Source organism: Pantoea sp. DY-17, from assembly GCF_019795975.1.
In the GTDB taxonomy this organism is placed as follows: domain Bacteria; phylum Pseudomonadota; class Gammaproteobacteria; order Enterobacterales; family Enterobacteriaceae; genus Pantoea; species Pantoea leporis.
This window is the reverse complement of sequence record NZ_JAIMIG010000004.1, coordinates 171,686-189,416: the sequence shown is the minus strand read 5'-3', so window position 1 is coordinate 189,416 and position 17,731 is coordinate 171,686. Positions and strand designations below refer to the sequence as shown.

Annotated in this window: 15 protein-coding genes; 11 read left to right on the top strand and 4 right to left on the bottom strand. The window is 55.1% G+C overall.

Annotation, left to right across the window (positions count from 1 at the left end; genetic code table 11):
• Nucleotides 1-5: 5 nt before the first annotated feature.
• Nucleotides 6-410 (top strand): YidB family protein, encoded by a 405-nt coding sequence (locus tag K5Y33_RS17775; protein ID WP_101761933.1) that lies wholly within the window; start codon nt 6-8, stop codon nt 408-410.
• A gap of 161 nt (nt 411-571) precedes the next feature.
• On the opposite strand, the gene K5Y33_RS17770 is transcribed toward K5Y33_RS17775, so the two are convergent.
• Nucleotides 572-1,324: a M48 family metallopeptidase gene (locus K5Y33_RS17770; protein WP_101761934.1), complete on the bottom strand. Its 753-nt coding sequence runs from the start codon at nt 1,322-1,324 to the stop codon at nt 572-574.
• Between the two features lie 273 nt (nt 1,325-1,597).
• On the opposite strand from K5Y33_RS17770, the gene tkt reads away from it, so the two are divergent.
• From tkt to argO, 6 genes are all read left to right on the top strand, one after another.
• Nucleotides 1,598-3,589 carry a transketolase gene (gene tkt, locus K5Y33_RS17765; RefSeq protein WP_192236433.1) on the top strand — a complete coding sequence of 664 codons (1,992 nt, stop codon included), beginning with the start codon at nt 1,598-1,600 and terminating at the stop codon, nt 3,587-3,589.
• A gap of 343 nt (nt 3,590-3,932) precedes the next feature.
• Nucleotides 3,933-4,952 carry an erythrose-4-phosphate dehydrogenase gene (gene epd, locus K5Y33_RS17760; RefSeq protein ID WP_222234723.1) on the top strand — a complete coding sequence of 340 codons (1,020 nt, stop codon included), beginning with the start codon at nt 3,933-3,935 and terminating at the stop codon, nt 4,950-4,952.
• Nucleotides 4,953-5,003: 51 nt separating this feature from the next.
• The gene (gene pgk / locus K5Y33_RS17755) at nt 5,004-6,167 is read left to right on the top strand and encodes a phosphoglycerate kinase (RefSeq protein ID WP_101761937.1); all 1,164 of its coding nucleotides are present in this window, start codon (nt 5,004-5,006) and stop codon (nt 6,165-6,167) included.
• Nucleotides 6,168-6,271: 104 nt separating this feature from the next.
• On the top strand, nt 6,272-7,351 hold the full coding sequence (fbaA, locus tag K5Y33_RS17750) for a class II fructose-bisphosphate aldolase (protein WP_110868001.1): 1,080 nt from the start codon (nt 6,272-6,274) through the stop codon (nt 7,349-7,351).
• 188 nt (nt 7,352-7,539) lie between these two features.
• A complete protein-coding gene (gene mscS / locus K5Y33_RS17745) occupies nt 7,540-8,415 on the top strand; it encodes a small-conductance mechanosensitive channel MscS (protein WP_101761939.1) in 876 nt (291 codons plus the stop codon).
• A 128-nt stretch (nt 8,416-8,543) separates the two neighbouring features.
• Nucleotides 8,544-9,167: an arginine exporter ArgO gene (gene argO, locus K5Y33_RS17740; protein WP_110868000.1), complete on the top strand. Its 624-nt coding sequence runs from the start codon at nt 8,544-8,546 to the stop codon at nt 9,165-9,167.
• Here argO and K5Y33_RS17735 read toward each other — a convergent pair.
• Nucleotides 9,164-11,422, bottom strand: coding sequence for an FAD-dependent oxidoreductase (locus K5Y33_RS17735; protein ID WP_370634149.1), 2,259 nt, complete (start codon nt 11,420-11,422; stop codon nt 9,164-9,166). The genes argO and K5Y33_RS17735 overlap by 4 nt on opposite strands.
• Nucleotides 11,423-11,479: 57 nt before the next feature.
• Between K5Y33_RS17735 and K5Y33_RS17730 the strand changes: the two genes are divergently transcribed.
• On the top strand, nt 11,480-12,178 hold the full coding sequence (locus tag K5Y33_RS17730; protein WP_222234720.1) for an IclR family transcriptional regulator: 699 nt from the start codon (nt 11,480-11,482) through the stop codon (nt 12,176-12,178).
• Here the strand turns inward: K5Y33_RS17730 and K5Y33_RS17725 are convergent.
• Nucleotides 12,165-13,472: an MFS transporter gene (locus K5Y33_RS17725; RefSeq protein ID WP_192412050.1), complete on the bottom strand. Its 1,308-nt coding sequence runs from the start codon at nt 13,470-13,472 to the stop codon at nt 12,165-12,167. The genes K5Y33_RS17730 and K5Y33_RS17725 overlap by 14 nt on opposite strands.
• A 217-nt stretch (nt 13,473-13,689) precedes the next feature.
• On the opposite strand from K5Y33_RS17725, the gene K5Y33_RS17720 reads away from it, so the two are divergent.
• Nucleotides 13,690-14,418, top strand: coding sequence for an oxidative stress defense protein (locus K5Y33_RS17720; RefSeq protein ID WP_222234718.1), 729 nt, complete (start codon nt 13,690-13,692; stop codon nt 14,416-14,418).
• A 39-nt stretch (nt 14,419-14,457) separates the two neighbouring features.
• Here the strand turns inward: K5Y33_RS17720 and K5Y33_RS17715 are convergent, their stop codons facing one another.
• Nucleotides 14,458-15,363 (bottom strand): LysR family transcriptional regulator ArgP, encoded by a 906-nt coding sequence (locus K5Y33_RS17715; protein ID WP_007890292.1) that lies wholly within the window; start codon nt 15,361-15,363, stop codon nt 14,458-14,460.
• 182 nt (nt 15,364-15,545) lie between these two features.
• On the opposite strand from K5Y33_RS17715, the gene rpiA reads away from it, so the two are divergent.
• On the top strand, nt 15,546-16,205 hold the full coding sequence (gene rpiA, locus K5Y33_RS17710) for a ribose-5-phosphate isomerase RpiA (RefSeq protein ID WP_110867997.1): 660 nt from the start codon (nt 15,546-15,548) through the stop codon (nt 16,203-16,205).
• A gap of 279 nt (nt 16,206-16,484) precedes the next feature.
• Nucleotides 16,485-17,723 (top strand): phosphoglycerate dehydrogenase, encoded by a 1,239-nt coding sequence (serA, locus tag K5Y33_RS17705; RefSeq protein ID WP_176973613.1) that lies wholly within the window; start codon nt 16,485-16,487, stop codon nt 17,721-17,723.
• Nucleotides 17,724-17,731 lie beyond the last annotated feature (8 nt).

Here is a 17,731-nt window from a genome sequence, read left to right as displayed (position 1 = left end):
CGACTATGGGTTTACTGGACGATTTAGTAGGATCGCTAGGAAACAGCAACGGAAGCGGGCAGGGCAACCAGATGCAACAGCTGATGGCTATCTGGAACTGGGTGCAGGAACAGGGCGGCGTTGAAGTGCTGCTGCAGAAGTTTCAACAGGGCGGACTCGGGCAGGTGCTGAATAGCTGGCTTGGCAGCGGCAGTAACATGTCGATTGATGGCGGCGAGATTCAAAATGCGCTTGGCAATGATCAGCTGCAGTCGCTGGCGGATAAGCTCGGCACCGATGTACAGGGTGCGTCCGGTACGCTGGCTGCCTTATTGCCGCAGGTGATTGATAAGCTGTCGCCGCAGGGCCACATTAAGACGTCGAATACTCAGGATTTGGGTGCGATGGTGGATGGATTGTTTAAGCGTTGAAGATTGTTTGCTTTGATCTTTGCTTACTGTCCCCCATCCCGGCCTTCCCCCATGAATGGGGGAAGGAGACGCAGCTAAATGCAGCTTCCTCACTGACATGTGGCAGCATCTTCCTCCCCCATTCATGGGGAAGGACCGAGGAGGGGGACAGCAAGCACGATCTATTTCCCAGCCGCAATACGCTCACGAATATGCTGGGCGCGGGCTTCCGAATCCGGATGCGAGTCAAACATCGAACTCTGTCTTCCTTGCTCCAGTTTCGCTAGCTTCTCAAAGCTGGTCGCTAATCCCATCGGATCGATGCCGCGCTTTTTCAGCAGGTCGAACGAGTAGTCATCGGCTTGTGTTTCCTGAGTTTGCGAGAATTGCGCATTCACCAGCTTTTCGCCCATTTCACCCAATTGTGATTGTGACAGCGAGCCAATTACGCCGCCGACGGAAGCCGCAGCGGTGCGCGTTGCGGTGGTCGTCAGCGCCACCTGCATCGCTTTGCGCGTATGGCCCAGCGCGACGTGGCCCATTTCATGGCCCAGCACACCTTCGACTTCGTTATCGGTCATCATATCCATCAACCCGCTATAGACGCGGATACAACCGTTCGCCATCGCCCAGGCGTTAACGTCTTTGGTCTGATAAACCTTGTAGTTGGCAGGCACGCCGTTGATGTTGTCGCCTAGCGCCGCAGCGATTTTGTTCAGGCGCTGCTGGTATTCACTGTTAGCGGGCGCAACCTGATTGTCTTTATCCATCTGCGCACAGGATTGATCGCTCAACTCTTTCACCTGCGTATCGTTCAGCGCATAGGCCTGATAAGCCTGCGCACCCGATTGTAGCAGCGCGTTGTTATCAAACCCTTCGCAGCCGCTCAGCAGCGAAGCCATTCCCAGAGCAACAATCGTGGCTCTCATTTTCATATCGGCATCCTTTGGGTAACAAGGTAAAGAAAACAAACACCTGAAACTGGCCCAGGTGTTTAAACGCTTTGGTTATAGCTCGCATGTTGTTCAATGACTAGCAGACAAGCCCGGAAATGCAAACGGTTACCCGTGATTTAGCACCCAGATGCATGTACTTTTGTCCTGATTTTCATGTACATTGATGTGCGACTTTTTTCTCGCTTCGCCTTATAACTGATTAATTACAATAAGTTAAGCGTGGCGGAGCATTAATCCGACCTGGAGTAGAAGATGCCCTCTCGTAAAGAGCTTGCCAACGCCATTCGCGCGTTAAGTATGGATGCAGTACAGAAAGCCAATTCGGGACATCCGGGTGCCCCAATGGGCATGGCGGACATTGCCGAAGTGCTGTGGCGTGACTTCCTGAACCATAACCCTACTAACCCGCTGTGGGCAGACCGCGACCGCTTTGTGCTGTCGAACGGTCACGGCTCAATGCTGATTTACAGCCTGCTGCACCTCACTGGCTACGATCTGCCAATGAGCGAGCTGCAGAACTTCCGTCAGCTGCACTCTAAAACTCCAGGCCACCCGGAATACGGCTACACCGCAGGCGTTGAAACCACCACCGGCCCGCTGGGTCAGGGCATCGCTAACGCAGTGGGTTTTGCCATTGCCGAGCGCACGCTGGCAGCGCAGTTCAACCGTCCGGGTCATGACATCGTAGACCATAACACCTACGTGTTTATGGGCGACGGCTGCATGATGGAAGGCATCTCACACGAAGTCTGCTCCATCGCCGGTACCCTGAAGCTGGGCAAACTGGTTGCCTTCTACGATGACAACGGCATCTCCATCGACGGTCACGTTGACGGCTGGTTCACCGACGACACCGCCAAACGCTTCGAAGCCTACGGCTGGCACGTAGTGCGCGGCGTGGACGGTCACAATGCGGACGCGATTAAAAAAGCGGTGGAAGAGGCCAAAGCGGTTTCCGACAAGCCTTCGCTGCTGATGTGCAAAACCGTGATTGGCTTCGGTTCGCCGAATAAAGCCGGTACGCACGACTCGCACGGCGCGCCGCTGGGTGCCGATGAAATCGCGCTGACCCGCAAGCAGCTCGGCTGGAACCACGGTCCGTTTGAAATCCCTTCAGACATCTACGCGCAGTGGGATGCCAAAGAAGCCGGCCAGGCGAAGGAGTCCGCGTGGGACCAGAAGTTTGCCGCCTACGCCGCCGCGCATCCGGAGCTGGCTGCCGAGTTCAAACGTCGCGTGAACAATGAGCTGCCGGCGAACTGGGCCAGCGAGTCGCAGAAGTTCATCGAGCAGCTGCAGGCCAGTCCGGCGAAAATTGCCAGCCGTAAAGCCTCGCAGAACGCCATCGAAGCCTTCGGCAAAATCCTGCCGGAATATCTGGGCGGCTCCGCTGACCTCGCGCCAAGCAACCTCACCATGTGGTCCGGCTCGAAGCCGATCAACGAAGACGCGGCGGGCAACTACATCCATTACGGCGTGCGCGAGTTCGGTATGACCGCCATCGCCAACGGTATCGCGCTGCACGGCGGCTTCCTGCCGTACACCGCCACCTTCCTGATGTTCGTCGAGTACGCGCGCAACGCCGCACGTATGGCCGCGCTGATGAAGATCCGTCAGATCATGGTCTACACCCACGACTCAATTGGTCTGGGCGAAGATGGCCCGACGCACCAGCCGGTTGAGCAGATGGCCAGCCTGCGCGTGACGCCAAACATGAGCCTGTGGCGCCCGTGCGACCAGGTTGAGTCAGCGGTGGCGTGGAAGTACGCGATTGAACGCGTGGACGGCCCGTCGGCGCTGATCTTCTCGCGTCAGAACCTGGCGCAGCAGGATCGTAGCGCTGAGCAGCTGGCTAACGTGGCGCGCGGCGGTTACGTGCTGAAGGACAGCGAAGGCACGCCTGAGCTGATCCTGATCGCCACCGGTTCTGAAGTGGAACTGGCGGTGGCTGCGTTTGATCAGCTGACGGCGGAAGGCCGCAAGGTGCGCGTGGTGTCTATGCCATCCACCGACGCCTTCGACAAGCAGGACGCGGCGTACCGTGAATCCGTGCTGCCAAAAGCGGTTGCCGCACGCGTGGCGATTGAAGCGGGTATCGCGGATTACTGGTTCAAATACACCGGCCTGAACGGCGCGATCGTCGGTATGACCACCTTCGGTGAGTCAGCGCCAGCGGATCAGCTGTTCAAAGAGTTTGGTTTTACGGTTGAGAACGTGGTGAAAACGGCGAAATCTATTCTGTAACTTTGCGCAGTAAATTGCGCCGCTACCGGTTAAGCACAGCCTGTAGCGGCGCGATTCATCGCGCGCACCTGCAATGCAGGCGTATCTAACCTGAAACGGTTCAATTATTCCTGCAGTAATAATCCGTCAGTGGAAAATTTGTGACGGAGATCCAATATTCAGCCACTCACTTGATCGCAATCATTCCCGTTATTCCTCTCTTGCATTACTCTAGCTGAACCGTTTCAGTTGTGAGCGAAATCGTGCATCTCACTCATGTGGGTAAGCAATAATTCCCTGTACAAACCGGTGTGAAACGCTCAGGCTAATCGGCACGTTTTTTCGGGTGTGGTTGAAGGTAGAGATGACCGTTCGCGTAGCAATAAATGGTTTTGGTCGTATCGGGCGTAATGTGTTGCGTGCCCTGTATGAAACCGGTCGCCGGGCTGAGATCACCGTGGTCGCCATTAATGAGTTGGCAGACGCCGTCGGTATGGCGCATCTGCTGAAGTACGATACCAGCCACGGTCGCTTTGCTTTGGACGTGCGCCAGGAGCGCGATCAGCTGTTTGTCGGTGACGACACCATTCGCATCCTGCACCAGGCCGAAATTGATGCGCTGCCGTGGCGCGAACTGAATGTGGATATCGTGCTGGATTGCACCGGGGTGTACGGTAGCCGCGCTGATGGCGAAGCCCATTTGGCGGCGGGCGCGAAAAAAGTGTTGTTTTCGCATCCGGGTGGCAACGATCTCGATGCCACAGTCGTGTTCGGTGTTAACGAACAAGCTCTTAAACAAACTGACCGCATTGTCTCCAACGCATCCTGCACCACCAACTGCATTATTCCGGTGATCAAGTTGCTGGATGACGCCTTTGGCATTGAGTCGGGCACCGTGACCACCATTCACTCGGCGATGCACGATCAGCAGGTGATCGACGCCTATCACAGCGATCTGCGTCGTACCCGCGCCGCCAGCCAATCGATCATTCCGGTAGATACGCGTCTCGCTGCTGGCATTACCCGTATTTTTCCGAAATTTAACGATCGCTTTGAGGCGATTGCCGTGCGCGTGCCCACCATCAACGTGACAGCCATTGATCTGAGCGTGTCGGTGCGCGAAGCGGTGAAGGCGTGTGAGGTCAACGCGTTGCTGCAAAACGCGTCAGAAGGGGCGTTTCGTGGTATAGTTGACTATACGGAATTACCGTTAGTCTCAGTAGATTTTAACCATGATCCGCACAGTGCCATAGTCGATGGCACGCAAACGCGGGTCAGTGGTCATCACCTTATCAAAACGCTGGTTTGGTGTGACAACGAATGGGGCTTTGCTAACCGCATGATCGACACCACGTTAGCAATGGCCGCAAGCGGTTTCAGGTAAGACGCGGACTGCGTCTGGCAAAACTTATGAGAATCAACGAGAGGGTTCACCATGTCTGTAATTAAGATGACCGATCTGGATCTTGCTGGTAAACGCGTTCTGATCCGTGCCGATCTCAACGTGCCAGTGAAAGAAGGGAAAGTGACGTCAGATGCACGTATTCGTGCTTCTCTGCCTACCATCGAAGCGGCGTTGAAACAGGGCGCGAAAGTGATGGTTACCTCTCACCTGGGGCGTCCGACCGAAGGTGAATACAACGAAGAGTTCTCCCTGCTGCCGGTTGTAAACTACCTGAAAGACAAACTGAACGGCACCAACGTCACCCTGGCAAAAGATTACCTCGACGGCGTTGAAGTCGGCGCGGGCGAATTGGTTGTGCTGGAAAACGTACGCTTTAACAAAGGCGAGAAAAAAGACGAAGAAGGCCTGTCGAAGAAATATGCCGCGCTGTGCGACGTGTTCGTGATGGATGCGTTCGGTACTGCGCACCGCGCACAGGCTTCTACCCACGGCGTGGGCAAATTCGCCCCAATCGCGTGTGCCGGTCCGCTGTTGTCAGCTGAGCTGGAAGCGCTGGGCAAAGTGATGAGCAACCCTGAGCGTCCGCTGGTTGCTGTGGTTGGCGGTTCTAAAGTGTCGACCAAATTTGATGTGCTGCAGTCGCTGGTGAAGATTGCTGACACCGTGATTGTCGGCGGCGGTATCGCGAATACCTTCGTTGCTATCGATAACAACGTCGGTAAATCACTGTACGAGCCAGACTTCGTCGAAGCAGCAAAAGGTCTGCGTGATCAGTTTGGTATCCCGGTTCCTACTGATTCTCGCGTAGGCACGGAATTCTCTGAAACTGCCCCGGCAACCGTGAAAAAGGTTTCCGAAGTGGCGGATAACGAAGAGATTATGGACTTCGGCGACGAAACCGCACAGGCGATGGCCGCGATTCTGAAAGGCGCGAAAACCATTTTGTGGAACGGTCCGGTTGGCGTGTTCGAGTTCCCGAACTTCCGTAAAGGTACCGAAATCGTGGCAAATGCAATCGCCGATAGCGATGCATTCTCAGTGGCAGGCGGCGGCGATACGCTGGCTGCAATCGATCTGTTCGGTATCGAAGATAAGATCTCTTACATCTCTACCGGCGGCGGCGCATTCCTCGAGTTCGTGGAAGGTAAAAAACTGCCAGCAGTTGCTATGCTGGAAGAGCGCGCGAAGCAGTAACTCTTTGGGGGCGACGCTTGGGCGTCGCCTAAAGGCTAGCCCTTTATGGGGCAAACAAATCGCAATCCCTTCGGGGATGAACGGTAACGAAACGGGACACAAACATGTCTAAAATTTTTGATTTCGTAAAACCCGGCGTTGTCACTGGTGACGACGTTCAGAAAATTTTCCAGGTAGCGAAAGAGAACAAATTCGCTCTGCCAGCAGTTAACTGCGTCGGCACGGATTCTATTAACGCGGTATTGGAAGCTGCGGCCAAAGTGAAAGCGCCGGTCATCGTTCAGTTCTCCAATGGTGGTGCTGCCTTCATCGCCGGTAAAGGTTTCAAAACCGACAAGCCGCAGGGCGCGGCTATCTTCGGCGCTATCGCGGGTGCATACCATGTGCATCTGATGGCTGAACAGTACGGTGTGCCAGTAATCCTGCATACCGACCACTGCGCCAAGAAACTGCTGCCGTGGATCGACGGTCTGCTGGACGCGGGTGAAGAGCACTTCAAGAAAACCGGTAAGCCACTGTTCTCTTCTCACATGATCGACCTGTCTGAAGAGTCTCTGGAAGAGAACATCGAAATCTCTTCTAAGTATCTGGCGCGCATGGCCAAACTGGATATGACCCTGGAAATCGAACTGGGTTGTACCGGTGGCGAAGAAGACGGCGTGGACAACAGCCACATGGACGCTTCTGCGCTGTACACTCAGCCAGAAGACGTTGATTACGCTTACACCGAGCTGAGCAAAATCAGCCCACGTTTCACCATCGCTGCTTCATTCGGCAACGTGCACGGCGTGTACAAGCCAGGCAACGTGAAACTGACGCCGACCATCCTGCGTGATTCTCAGGAATACGTGACTAAAAAACACAACTTGCCGCATAACGCGCTCGATTTCGTGTTCCACGGCGGTTCAGGTTCATCTCCAGAAGAAATCAAAGAATCAATTGGTTACGGCGTAATTAAAATGAACATCGATACCGATACCCAGTGGGCAACATGGGACGGTATTCTGAAGTTCTACAAAGAAAACGAAGCATATCTGCAAGGCCAATTGGGCAACCCTAAAGGCGTGGATAGCCCGAACAAGAAATACTATGATCCACGCGTATGGCTGCGCTCAGCGCAGGCTTCCATGGTGACTCGCCTGGAGCAGGCTTTCAAAGAGCTTAACGCTGTCGACGTACTGTAATTTTTCCGTACAGTACAAAAAAGGCCCGCAAGGGCCTTTTTTTATGCGTCTCATTCAGAAAATCCCACGAATTCAGGCCATTTTTGGCGCTTCGCCTTATTTTTGTTTACCCTTGTATTCGGAGTGTCGGAGTCAATCTGGCAGTTTTTGGCAATTTCCCGCGGGAAACTCAACAACAGGGCTAACAAATGGAAGATTTACATGTCGTTGATGGCATTAATAGTGCTGGTGGATGGCTGATACGTAATCAGGCGTTGATCCTGAGCTATGCGGTCAATATTGTGGCGGCGATTATTACCATCATCATTGGTATGTTCATTGCGCGCATCGTCTCCAATGCGATTAACCGCGTTCTGCTGGCGCGTCATATTGATGCCACTGTGGCAGATTTCCTTTCTGCAATGGTGCGCTACGGAATTATCGCTTTTACCGTCATTGCTGCACTGGGACGCGTTGGCGTACAAACCGCCTCTGTGATTGCCGTGCTGGGTGCTGCTGGCTTGGCTGTGGGTTTGGCGCTGCAAGGTTCGCTGTCCAACCTGGCTGCTGGCGTGCTGTTGGTGACCTTCCGCCCGTTCAAAACCGGTGAGTTTGTCGATCTCGGCGGCGTGATGGGTACCGTACAGAACGTGCAGATTTTCTCCACTACGCTGAAAAGCGCTGATGGCAAAATCGTGGTGGTGCCTAACGGTAAAATTATCGCCGGCAATATCGTTAACTATTCACGTGAACCGATCCGTCGCAACGAGTTCATTATTGGTGTGGCTTACGATGCGGATGTCGATCAGGTTATTAGCCTGTTGCGTGAAGTGGTTGATGCGGACGAGCGCGTACTGCAAGACCTCGGCGTACAGATCGGCCTAAATGAACTGGCGGCTTCATCGCTCAACTTTGTGGTGCGTTGCTGGAGTAAAAGCAGCGATCTGCAAAACGTCTATTGGGATCTGATGAAGAACTTCAAACGTACGCTGGACGCGAACGGCATCGGCATTCCTTACCCGCAGATGGATGTGCATCTGCATCAGGTGAAGAGCGAGCAACAACAGCCTGCACGCAGCGAATAACAGAGAAGGGCACCTGCGGGTGCCTTTTTTATTACTCATTCTAATAGCCTATTAAATATTTCAATTTCCTCTAATATCTTCGCGTCACTATACTGCATCGCATCTCCCCAGTTATTAAGGTTATTTCCGTGTTATCTGTTTATTTACAAGGGCTTGCCCTTGGTGCTGCGCTGATTTTGCCGTTAGGGCCGCAAAATGCTTTTGTGATGAATCAGGGCATTAAGCGCCATTACCATCTGATGACCGCATCGCTATGTACCCTTAGCGATATTGCGCTGATTTGTGGTGGGATTTTTGGCGGCAGCGCGTTGCTGAATCAATCGCCTCTCTTACTGATGCTGATCACTTGGGCGGGCGTGGCGTTTTTGCTGTGGTACGGTTGGGGCGCGCTGCGCGCTGCATGGCAAGGTGATGTGTCGCTGGCATCTGATGCGGAGATAAAGCAAGGGCGCTGGCGCATCATCGCCACCATTCTGGCGGTGACCTGGCTCAATCCGCACGTCTATCTCGATACCTTTGTGGTGCTCGGCAGCCTCGGTAGCCAGCTTCCGTCTGAAGACGCGCGTCGTTGGTTTGCATTTGGTACCGTGAGTGCCTCAATTATCTGGTTTTTCGGCCTGGCATTACTGGCCGCGTGGCTGTCGCCGCGGCTGCGCACCGTGCGGGCGCAGCGCATTATCAATTTGCTGGTCGGCGGCGTGATGTGGTTTATCGCGATTCAGCTGGCGCGTCAGGGCATTGCTGCACTCTAATGCAGATGTAATCCGTACAGTGCGGGCAGCGCGCCCGCACTGGCGAGCAACTCCAGTCGAATCTGGCTAAAAATCACGCCTTCTGGCACCGCGTGATGACACAGCGAGTGATGATTTTCCGTCACGTCTGCCAAAAGCATCTCATCCAGCCATACGCGATAATGTGTGGTGCAGTGCGGCGTCACAGCCTGTGCGTGGCCCATTTGCACCGTTTCCATCGCATGGTCGAAGTCGTTGTCAAACAGCAAGGTAATGTGTTTCGCCTGCTGCGGTTCATTCCAATGCCAGCTGACGTTGGGATGCGTGTCATCCTGCGCCGGCACCCAGCAGTTAGTGTGCTGTTCCGGGCGCAGCTTGCCGTTGAGCAGATAGTCGCCGTGCCACAGCTGCAGCGGCGTTTCCAGCGCAAAGGCCAGCAGGATTTGCTGTGGAGCCCGGCGCGGCAGCCAGAAATCAAACTCATCAACGCCGTAATCGCCATCGTTAATCTGGCGTGTGCGTTTCGCCACGCGCGGATTGAGACTGTTGAACACCATCATCACGCCCGGCAAACGCTGGCTGGTTAATGCAACCTCAATCGCAGCGTTCTCCTCAAAGGCGATAAATACATAGCGATCGCATTCGGCGCGATAATCAAAGCTCAGTCGATAAGTGCCTTGCTCAGTAACCGTGATGCTTTGCGTGCTCAAATGGCTGTCGCCGCAGGTATTGGCCGGATTAGCGCTGGTGAGCAGCGATACCTCTAATTTCTGCGCGTTGGCGGCGCGCAGCTGCACGCTGATTGCTGGCAAGCCTTCGCCCGCTTTGAGCGGCAGCAGCAACGCACAGCGAGATTGCAGCGGCTGCCAACCGGCATCGGCGGGCAGGGCGCGCAACTCTAAGGTGCTGCTCACCGTGACATACGCCTCGCGCGCTGGGTTGGCCAACGGATGTCGCGGGATAAACGCACCCTGACGCAGCAGATGCTGCTGCAGCTGCCCAACGCGCTCTGGCTGCGCCAGTTCGGCGGGCGTGATCTGCTGTTGCTGGCACAGCGCCGCCGCGCGGCCCACCACTTCGCCCAGCACGCCGCAGGTGCACATGACGCGTGCGCTGCCAAAGGCGACGTGCGTAGCGGAGATCAGTCGGCCGGTGAGCAGCAGATTGTCCAGCGACTGGCTGTAGAGCGCGCGGAAGGGAATGGTGTAAGTCCCTTTGCTGTGGAACTGACGACATCCATCGTGTTCGCTGTAGACGCCGTCGGCCGGATGCAGATCAATCGACCAGCCACCATACGCCACCGCATCGTAGTGGTCGCGTTGTTCGATGATGTCCTGCTGGCACAACATCGTCTCGCCGAGAAAACGCCGGCTCTCGCGCTTGCCGGGAATCAGGCCCACCCATTCGATGGTGAGGTTATCGGCATCGGAAAATTCGCCGGAGTTTTTGATGTAATCCCACACGCCCCAGACAATTTTCCACAGTTCCCACTTGATGGTTTCGCTCTCATGCACGGTATCGAGCCGTCCGCCCCACTCCAGCCACCATAAATCGCAGCCGTTCAGCTCTGAACTCAGCCGTTTATAGCGCGGAATGGCGGTGATCTCTTTTAGTGCGAAAGAGGGCGCCACGAAGCGTACCGGTTGTGCCGTGCGCTTGGTGTAGAAGTAAATGGAATGACCGAGCTTGTGGCCGAAATTCTCGCCCGGCGCCATCTTCTCGCCAAACTCCTCCACGGATTCCGCGCCCACGCGATGCGCTGCACCGGCCAGATAGCCCAATACGCCATCGCCGCTGGCATCGATAAATTGTGTAGCCGAAACCCGATAACGCGTTTGATTAATGGCATTGAACGCCTGCACTGACAGCAAACGGCGGCCAGATTTTTCGATATCGGTCACCACCGTATTGAGCAGCAAAGTCACGCCGGGCTGCGCCTGTACGATGTCCAGCAGCACCATATCGAACAGTACCGGATTGCCCTCTTTATTGCGCCACAGGTTCTCCTCCATGATCTCGCCCATGATGCCGCCTTCGCGCGCCCAACGATTGTTATTGCCCATGTGTGAGGTCGCACCGTTGGCCCACAAGCGCACTTCGCTGGAAGCGTTGCCGCCCAGCACCGGGCGATCCTGAATCAGCACCACATCAAGGCCATCGCGTGCGGCGGCCAGCGCGGCACACACGCCCGCCAGTCCACCGCCGACGATCAGTAACTCCGCTTGTAGTCGTTGTTGCGGAAAGTGGCGCTCATTTTGCGTAGAGAAAGTCTGCATCATTTCATTCCTCTGACTCTAAGGCTAAGATTGGAGTTTGCCCGCCGCAGGTGATCTATGTCTTCTCAACCGAACCAAAGCCTGATTGACGGTATTCGCTGTCTGCAATATCTGGTGTCCAGTGATAAGGCCGTGGGTTGCCGTGAACTGGCGCGCCAGATGGGGATGAACAGCACGCGTGTGAATCGACTGCTGATGACCATGGCGTCGATTGGACTGACGACGCAGGATGAGCATCGACGCTATCTGCCTGGCCCCGGTATTCACGCGCTGGCGGCACAGGCGATTCGCGGATCTTCGCTGTTCGCGCAGGCGTTGCCGCAGCTGGAACGCCACGCGCCGCGCGATATCGTGGTGGCGCTGGGCGTGCTGTGGGAGGATCAGGTGATCTATATCTGGCACTCGGAACCCGGTGAACGCATCAACGCCAGCCAGGCGCTGGCCGGTTTCCGCATGCTGCCCGCGTGGCAATCGGTGATTGGCGTGTCGTTGCTGGCGGCGGAAAGTGACGAGGCGCTGCGCCCGCGTTTTAGCGAAGAACAGTGGCTGCAAATCGCGCCGCTGCTGGCGCGTAAGCGTGCTGAGGGTTACCTGATCTGGCACCGCGATGATGGCGAAATCAGTATGGCGCAGCCGATTGATCACAATCGCGCGGCATTGGCGTTCGCCAAAATCTGGCAGGACGATGAGGCGCACCTCGCGCAGCGCCTGCAACAGTTGCAATCGCTGGCGAAAACCGTGTTCACCCCGCGCTAACATGATCGATTTTCCCGACAATAAACAGGTAACTGCAGATGCCAATCGCGGCCAGCACGGCGATAAATGCCAGGGCTGGCGCGAAGTTATCGCCGTCGATTAACGCACCAATGGCAATCGGCACCACGATGGATGACAGCGCACCGGTAAAGTTAAATACGCCGCCCGCCAGACCAATCAAGTGGCGCGGCGCCAACGCCGTGACAAACACCCAGGTAATGGTCGCCAGGCCGTTGCCGAAGAACGCCAGCGACATAAACAGAATAATCAGCGTGGAATCGTTGGTGTAATTGGCGCCAAGGATAAACAGCGTCAGGAACAGGCCAAGGATCACCGGTAGCTTGCGCGCCACGCTAGCGGAGATACCGCGACGTATCATGCGATCTGAGGCAAATCCGGCCAGCAGCACGCCACAGAAGGCGGCGAAGTAGGGCACCGAAGCAACGTAGCCGCTTTTGATGAAGCCCATGTGACGATACTCCACCAGATACGTCGGGAACCAGGTGAGGAAGAACCAGAAGGTGGCGGAAATGGTGAACTGGCCAATATAGATGCCGACCAATTTACGACTGCGGAACATCTGCGCCAAATCGCCCCAGCGCGCTATGGGCTGCTGCGAATTTTGTCGACTCTCCAGCAGCGCACCGTTGTCACGCAAATAGCTGAGCTCAGCTTTTGACACGCCTTGATGCTGATTCGGCTCGCGGTAGAGCCAATACCACACCAGCGCCCAAATCATCCCCGCAAGTCCGGTGATCAAAAACAGTCCGCGCCAGCCAAAAGCATCCTGCAGATGAAACAGCAGCGGCGTCATACACGCCAGGCCGACAAACTGCGCTGAGGAGTAAATGCCGATGGCACTGGCGCGCTCTTGCTCCGGGAACCAGCTAGAGATCACCCGGTTGTTGGAGGGCATCACCGGCGCTTCAAAAGCACCGACGCCGAGCCGCAGACCAAATAGCGCGCCAAAGCTGTTGGCAAGCGCGTGCAGCGCGGTGATCAGCGACCAGGCAAATAAACCGACGCCATAAACCACGCGCGCGCCAAGGCGATCGATGAGGAAGCCGCCGGGAATTTGTAGCGCAGCGTAGATCCAGCCAAAGGCGGAAAAGATCAATCCCATCTCCATGGGCGAGAAGCGCAATTCGCCAGCCATTGCCGTAGCGGCAACCGACAGGTTAGTGCGATCCATATAGTTGATAATGATGTTAATAAACACCAGACCGAGCATCAGAAAGCGCGTGCGTCCCGCGCGAGCGCTGGCAACGGTTTGGCTAAGCGGCTGTTCTGTCATTGGCAACTCTCCCGAACTCAGAGGTGTTTCTTTAATAGAAACGAACAAGTGTTTTATTGGCGAATCCGTACAGCTAAATTTGCGATCGCGGCTACGTTAAAAAGGAGATTGCTCGAACTTTTGAGCCGTTTACTAATCAGATAAGCACACATGTTAATGTGTTTTGGGTTTAGCCATAATGGCGACCTGCAAATTGAATCCCTCAAGGAGGACTTTCGTGAAACTGAAAGCACTGGCGCTGGCCGCCGTAATGAGCACGGGCGCACTGTCCGGTTTAGTTCAGGCAGGCGAATTGCCAAATGGACCGCATGTGGTGACTTCTGGACAGGCAAGCGTTGATGCCACGCCAGATCTCGCGACGCTCGCGATTGTGGTGAATGTTTCGTCGAAAGACGCGGCAGAAGCGAAGAAACAAGCTGATGACCGCGTGGCGCAATATTTCGATTTCCTGCAAAAGAACGGTATCGAGAAAAAAGATATTGATGCGGCAAACCTCAGCACGCAGCCAGAGTACGATTACACCAAAGAAGGTAAGTCGGTACTGAAAGGCTATCGTGCCGAGCGTCAGGTACAGGTAACGCTGCGCCAGCTGGACAAACTCAACGAGCTGTTGGATGGTGCGTTAAAATCTGGCCTGAATGAAATTCGTTCGGTCGAGTTAGGTGTGGCGAATCCGGACAGCTACAAAGAGAAGGCGCGTAAAGTGGCCATCGCTAATGCTACGCAGCAGGCTAACGCGCTGGCAGAAGGGTTTAACGCTAAGTTAGGTTCGGTTTACAGCATCCGCTATCACGTGGCGAACTATCAACCGATGCCGATGGCGCGCATGTTTAAGGCCGCCGCAGTACAAGCTGATACCACCGCGCAGCAAACTTACGAGCAGCAGAGCATTCACTTTGACGATCAGGTGGATGTCGTCTTTGAAATCAAACCAAACACGCCGTAAGGTTTGATATCAGGTCGCCATGAAGGGCGACCTGAATCTTTACGCTGGCAACACATCCTGACGCAGCACGCGATGTCCGTGCGCAATCAGCGCGTCGGTCACGCTGCGCATCAAACGACTTTCCGGCGCAAACCGGTGCCAGTACAGCATACGACGCTGATACAGGCCTGGCGTCAAATCCACCAGTTCACCTTGCGCTAACTCGCGCTCAATCTGCAGATGCGGAATCATACAGCACACCGAACCCTGACGCGCCAGCTGCACAAAGGCTTCTGACGAGTTAACGATGTGGCAAGGCACGCTGCCCGGCGACAGGTCAAAGTTCTGCTGTAAAAACGCCTGATGCATATCGTCCAGATGATCAAATGCCACCGCCGGCGCTTTCAGCAGCGCAGAGCGTGTTACGCCGTTCGGGAAATAGCGAGCAGCAAAATCAGGTGAGGCGCAGAAGAGATAATCGAGCGCACCCAGTTGATCCACCAGACAGCTTGGCAGCGGCTGCGGCTGAATACTCACCGCGCCGACCACTTCACCGCGACGTAGACGTTCCTGCGTGCGGGTTTCATCTTCTACCTGCAAATTCAGGCGCACTGGCGAATCGGCCAGCACGTCTTTCAGCGCGGGCAGCAGCCAGGTGGCCAGGCTGTCGGCGTTGACCGCCAGCGACAGCAACAGCGGCGTGGTTCCACCGTTATCATCACCCAGCCACTCCTCTTCCAGCAGTTCAACCTGATGCAACAACGCCAGTAACTTTTGTCCCTGCTCGGTCGGACGCGGCGGCACGGTGCGCACCAGAAGCGGCTGACCAAATAAATTTTCCAGCTGTTTAATACGCTGCGAAACCGCGGATTGGGTAATGCAGAGTTTTTGTGCCGCACGCTCAAAGCCGCGCTCGCGAATCACAGCATCCAGCGCCTGAAGCGTTCGATAATCCGGGCGTTTCATTGTTGTTCTCTCTCGTTCAGGGTGGACATTACTATGCCATAAAACTGTCAAATTGTGCTGCGGCGCATTTTTTGCGGGCTGGCTTCCAAAGCGTTAATTCGGCTGTCTAACAGTCGCGCTTTTTTACAGCGCCTTGTTTTATACTACGCGCACTTCGATGTCGCACAGGTTTTAAACATACCATGACCCAGGATGAACTGAAAAAAGCGGTAGGTTGGGCAGCCCTGCAGTACGTAGAACCCGGCACCATTGTCGGCGTAGGCACGGGATCGACAGCAGCGCATTTTATTGATGCACTCGGCACCATGAAGAATCAGATTGAAGGTGCGGTTTCCAGCTCGGAAGCCTCAACGGAGAAATTGAAAGCGCTGGGCATTCACATCTTCGATCTCAACGAAATTGATGAACTGTCGGTGTACGTTGATGGCGCCGATGAGATCAATCCGCAGATGCAGATGATCAAAGGCGGTGGCGCAGCGCTGACGCGTGAGAAAATCGTTGCGGCGGTGGCGAAGAAATTTGTCTGCATTGCCGATGCATCGAAAGAAGTTGATGTGCTGGGCCATTTCCCGCTGCCGGTTGAAGTGATTCCGATGGCGCGTTCGTATGTGGCGCGTGAACTGGTCAAACTCGGTGGCTTGCCGGAGTATCGCCAGAACGTCATTACCGACAACGGCAACATTATTCTCGACGTGCATAATCTGCGTATTCTCGATCCCATTGAGCTGGAAAAAACCATCAATGCGCTGCCGGGCGTAGTGACCGTTGGCCTGTTTGCGGGACGTGGTGCGGATGTCGCACTGATTGGTACCGCAGAAGGCGTGAAAACCATCGTAAAATGATCTGTCCGGCGCGCGTAATGCGCCGGTTATTTCCATCCGCAAAACATCTTTTCTTACCAGGCTGAAATTTGGTGACTTATGTCACAAAAGATTCATCAGCAGTAAGTTCGTACTTCGTCCATTAAGGATGTCACGATTTTGTACGGCATTGTGCTGTCTCCGCGTGGGCGCGTGCTGGCTCCCAGGCAATCGTTTGTATTGCTGCGCACGAAATTTTTGATATTTTGACAGAAGGCTACCTTATGGTAGTCCTCATTGAATTCTGAATAGGGTCGGGAAATGGCAAAGGTATCACTGGAAAAAGACAAGATTAAGTTCCTGCTGGTGGAAGGCGTTCACCAGAGTGCGCTGGAAAACCTGCGTGCAGCAGGCTATACCAACATCGAGTTTCACAAAGGGGCGCTGGATGCGGAGTCGCTGAAATCCTCCATCCGCGATGCGCACTTCATTGGTATCCGTTCCCGTACCCAACTGACTGAAGAGATCTTTGCTGCCGCGGAAAAGCTGGTAGCAGTCGGCTGCTTCTGTATTGGTACTAACCAGGTTGATCTCGCTGCTGCGGCGAAACGCGGTGTTCCGGTGTTCAACGCGCCGTTCTCCAACACCCGTTCTGTTGCAGAGCTGGTGATTGGCGAAATGCTGCTGATGCTGCGTGGCATTCCGGAAGCCAACGCCAAAGCGCACCGTGGCATCTGGAATAAAGTCGCCAACGGTTCGTTTGAAGCACGCGGTAAGAAACTGGGCATCATCGGTTATGGTCACATCGGCATGCAGCTGGGTGTGCTGGCAGAAAGCCTCGGTATGCACGTGTTCTTTTACGATATCGAAAGCAAGCTGCCGTTGGGTAACGCGACTCAGGTGCGTCATCTCTCCGATCTGCTCAATATGAGCGATGTGGTGAGCCTGCACGTTCCTGAAACGCAATCCACTCAGAACATGATTGGTGCGGAAGAGCTGGCGCTGATGAAGCCAGGCTCGCTGCTGATCAACGCCGCGCGCGGTACCGTGATCGATATTCCGGCGCTGTGTGATGCCCTGGCGAATAAACATCTGTCCGGTGCCGCCATCGACGTCTTCCCGGTTGAGCCTGCGACCAACAGCGATCCGTTCAACTCTCCGTTATGCGAGTTCGATAACGTGATCCTGACGCCACACATTGGTGGTTCGACCCAGGAAGCGCAGGAAAATATCGGTATCGAAGTGGCTGGCAAGCTGGCGAAATACTCCGACAACGGTTCTACGCTGTCTGCAGTTAACTTCCCGGAAGTCTCGCTGCCGATGCACGCAGCGAGTGCTAGCCGCCTGCTACACATCCATGAAAACCGTCCGGGTGTGCTGACCGCCATTAACCAGATTTTTGCCGAGCAGGGCATCAACATCGCCGCGCAGTATCTGCAAACCACGCCAATTATGGGCTACGTGGTGATCGATATTGATGCTGAGCAGGATGCAGCGGATAAAGCGCTGCAGGCGATGAAGGCGATTCCGGGCACCATCCGCGCCCGTCTGCTGTACTGATTAAACAG

What these genes read in the sequence shown, in the direction of transcription:
- K5Y33_RS17775 (WP_101761933.1), top strand. Translation starts at nt 6, where the DNA reads ATGGGTTTACTGGACGATTTAGTAGGATCGCTAGGAAACAGCAACGGA.
- tkt (WP_192236433.1), top strand. Translation starts at nt 1,598, where the DNA reads ATGCCCTCTCGTAAAGAGCTTGCCAACGCCATTCGCGCGTTAAGTATG.
- K5Y33_RS17735 (WP_370634149.1), bottom strand. Translation starts at nt 11,422, where the DNA reads ATGCAGACTTTCTCTACGCAAAATGAGCGCCACTTTCCGCAACAACGA.
- mscS (WP_101761939.1), top strand. Translation starts at nt 7,540, where the DNA reads ATGGAAGATTTACATGTCGTTGATGGCATTAATAGTGCTGGTGGATGG.
- serA (WP_176973613.1), top strand. Translation starts at nt 16,485, where the DNA reads ATGGCAAAGGTATCACTGGAAAAAGACAAGATTAAGTTCCTGCTGGTG.
- K5Y33_RS17730 (WP_222234720.1), top strand. Translation starts at nt 11,480, where the DNA reads ATGTCTTCTCAACCGAACCAAAGCCTGATTGACGGTATTCGCTGTCTG.
- rpiA (WP_110867997.1), top strand. Translation starts at nt 15,546, where the DNA reads ATGACCCAGGATGAACTGAAAAAAGCGGTAGGTTGGGCAGCCCTGCAG.
- epd (WP_222234723.1), top strand. Translation starts at nt 3,933, where the DNA reads ATGACCGTTCGCGTAGCAATAAATGGTTTTGGTCGTATCGGGCGTAAT.
- pgk (WP_101761937.1), top strand. Translation starts at nt 5,004, where the DNA reads ATGTCTGTAATTAAGATGACCGATCTGGATCTTGCTGGTAAACGCGTT.
- K5Y33_RS17715 (WP_007890292.1), bottom strand. Translation starts at nt 15,363, where the DNA reads ATGAAACGCCCGGATTATCGAACGCTTCAGGCGCTGGATGCTGTGATT.
- K5Y33_RS17725 (WP_192412050.1), bottom strand. Translation starts at nt 13,472, where the DNA reads ATGACAGAACAGCCGCTTAGCCAAACCGTTGCCAGCGCTCGCGCGGGA.
- fbaA (WP_110868001.1), top strand. Translation starts at nt 6,272, where the DNA reads ATGTCTAAAATTTTTGATTTCGTAAAACCCGGCGTTGTCACTGGTGAC.
- K5Y33_RS17770 (WP_101761934.1), bottom strand. Translation starts at nt 1,324, where the DNA reads ATGAAAATGAGAGCCACGATTGTTGCTCTGGGAATGGCTTCGCTGCTG.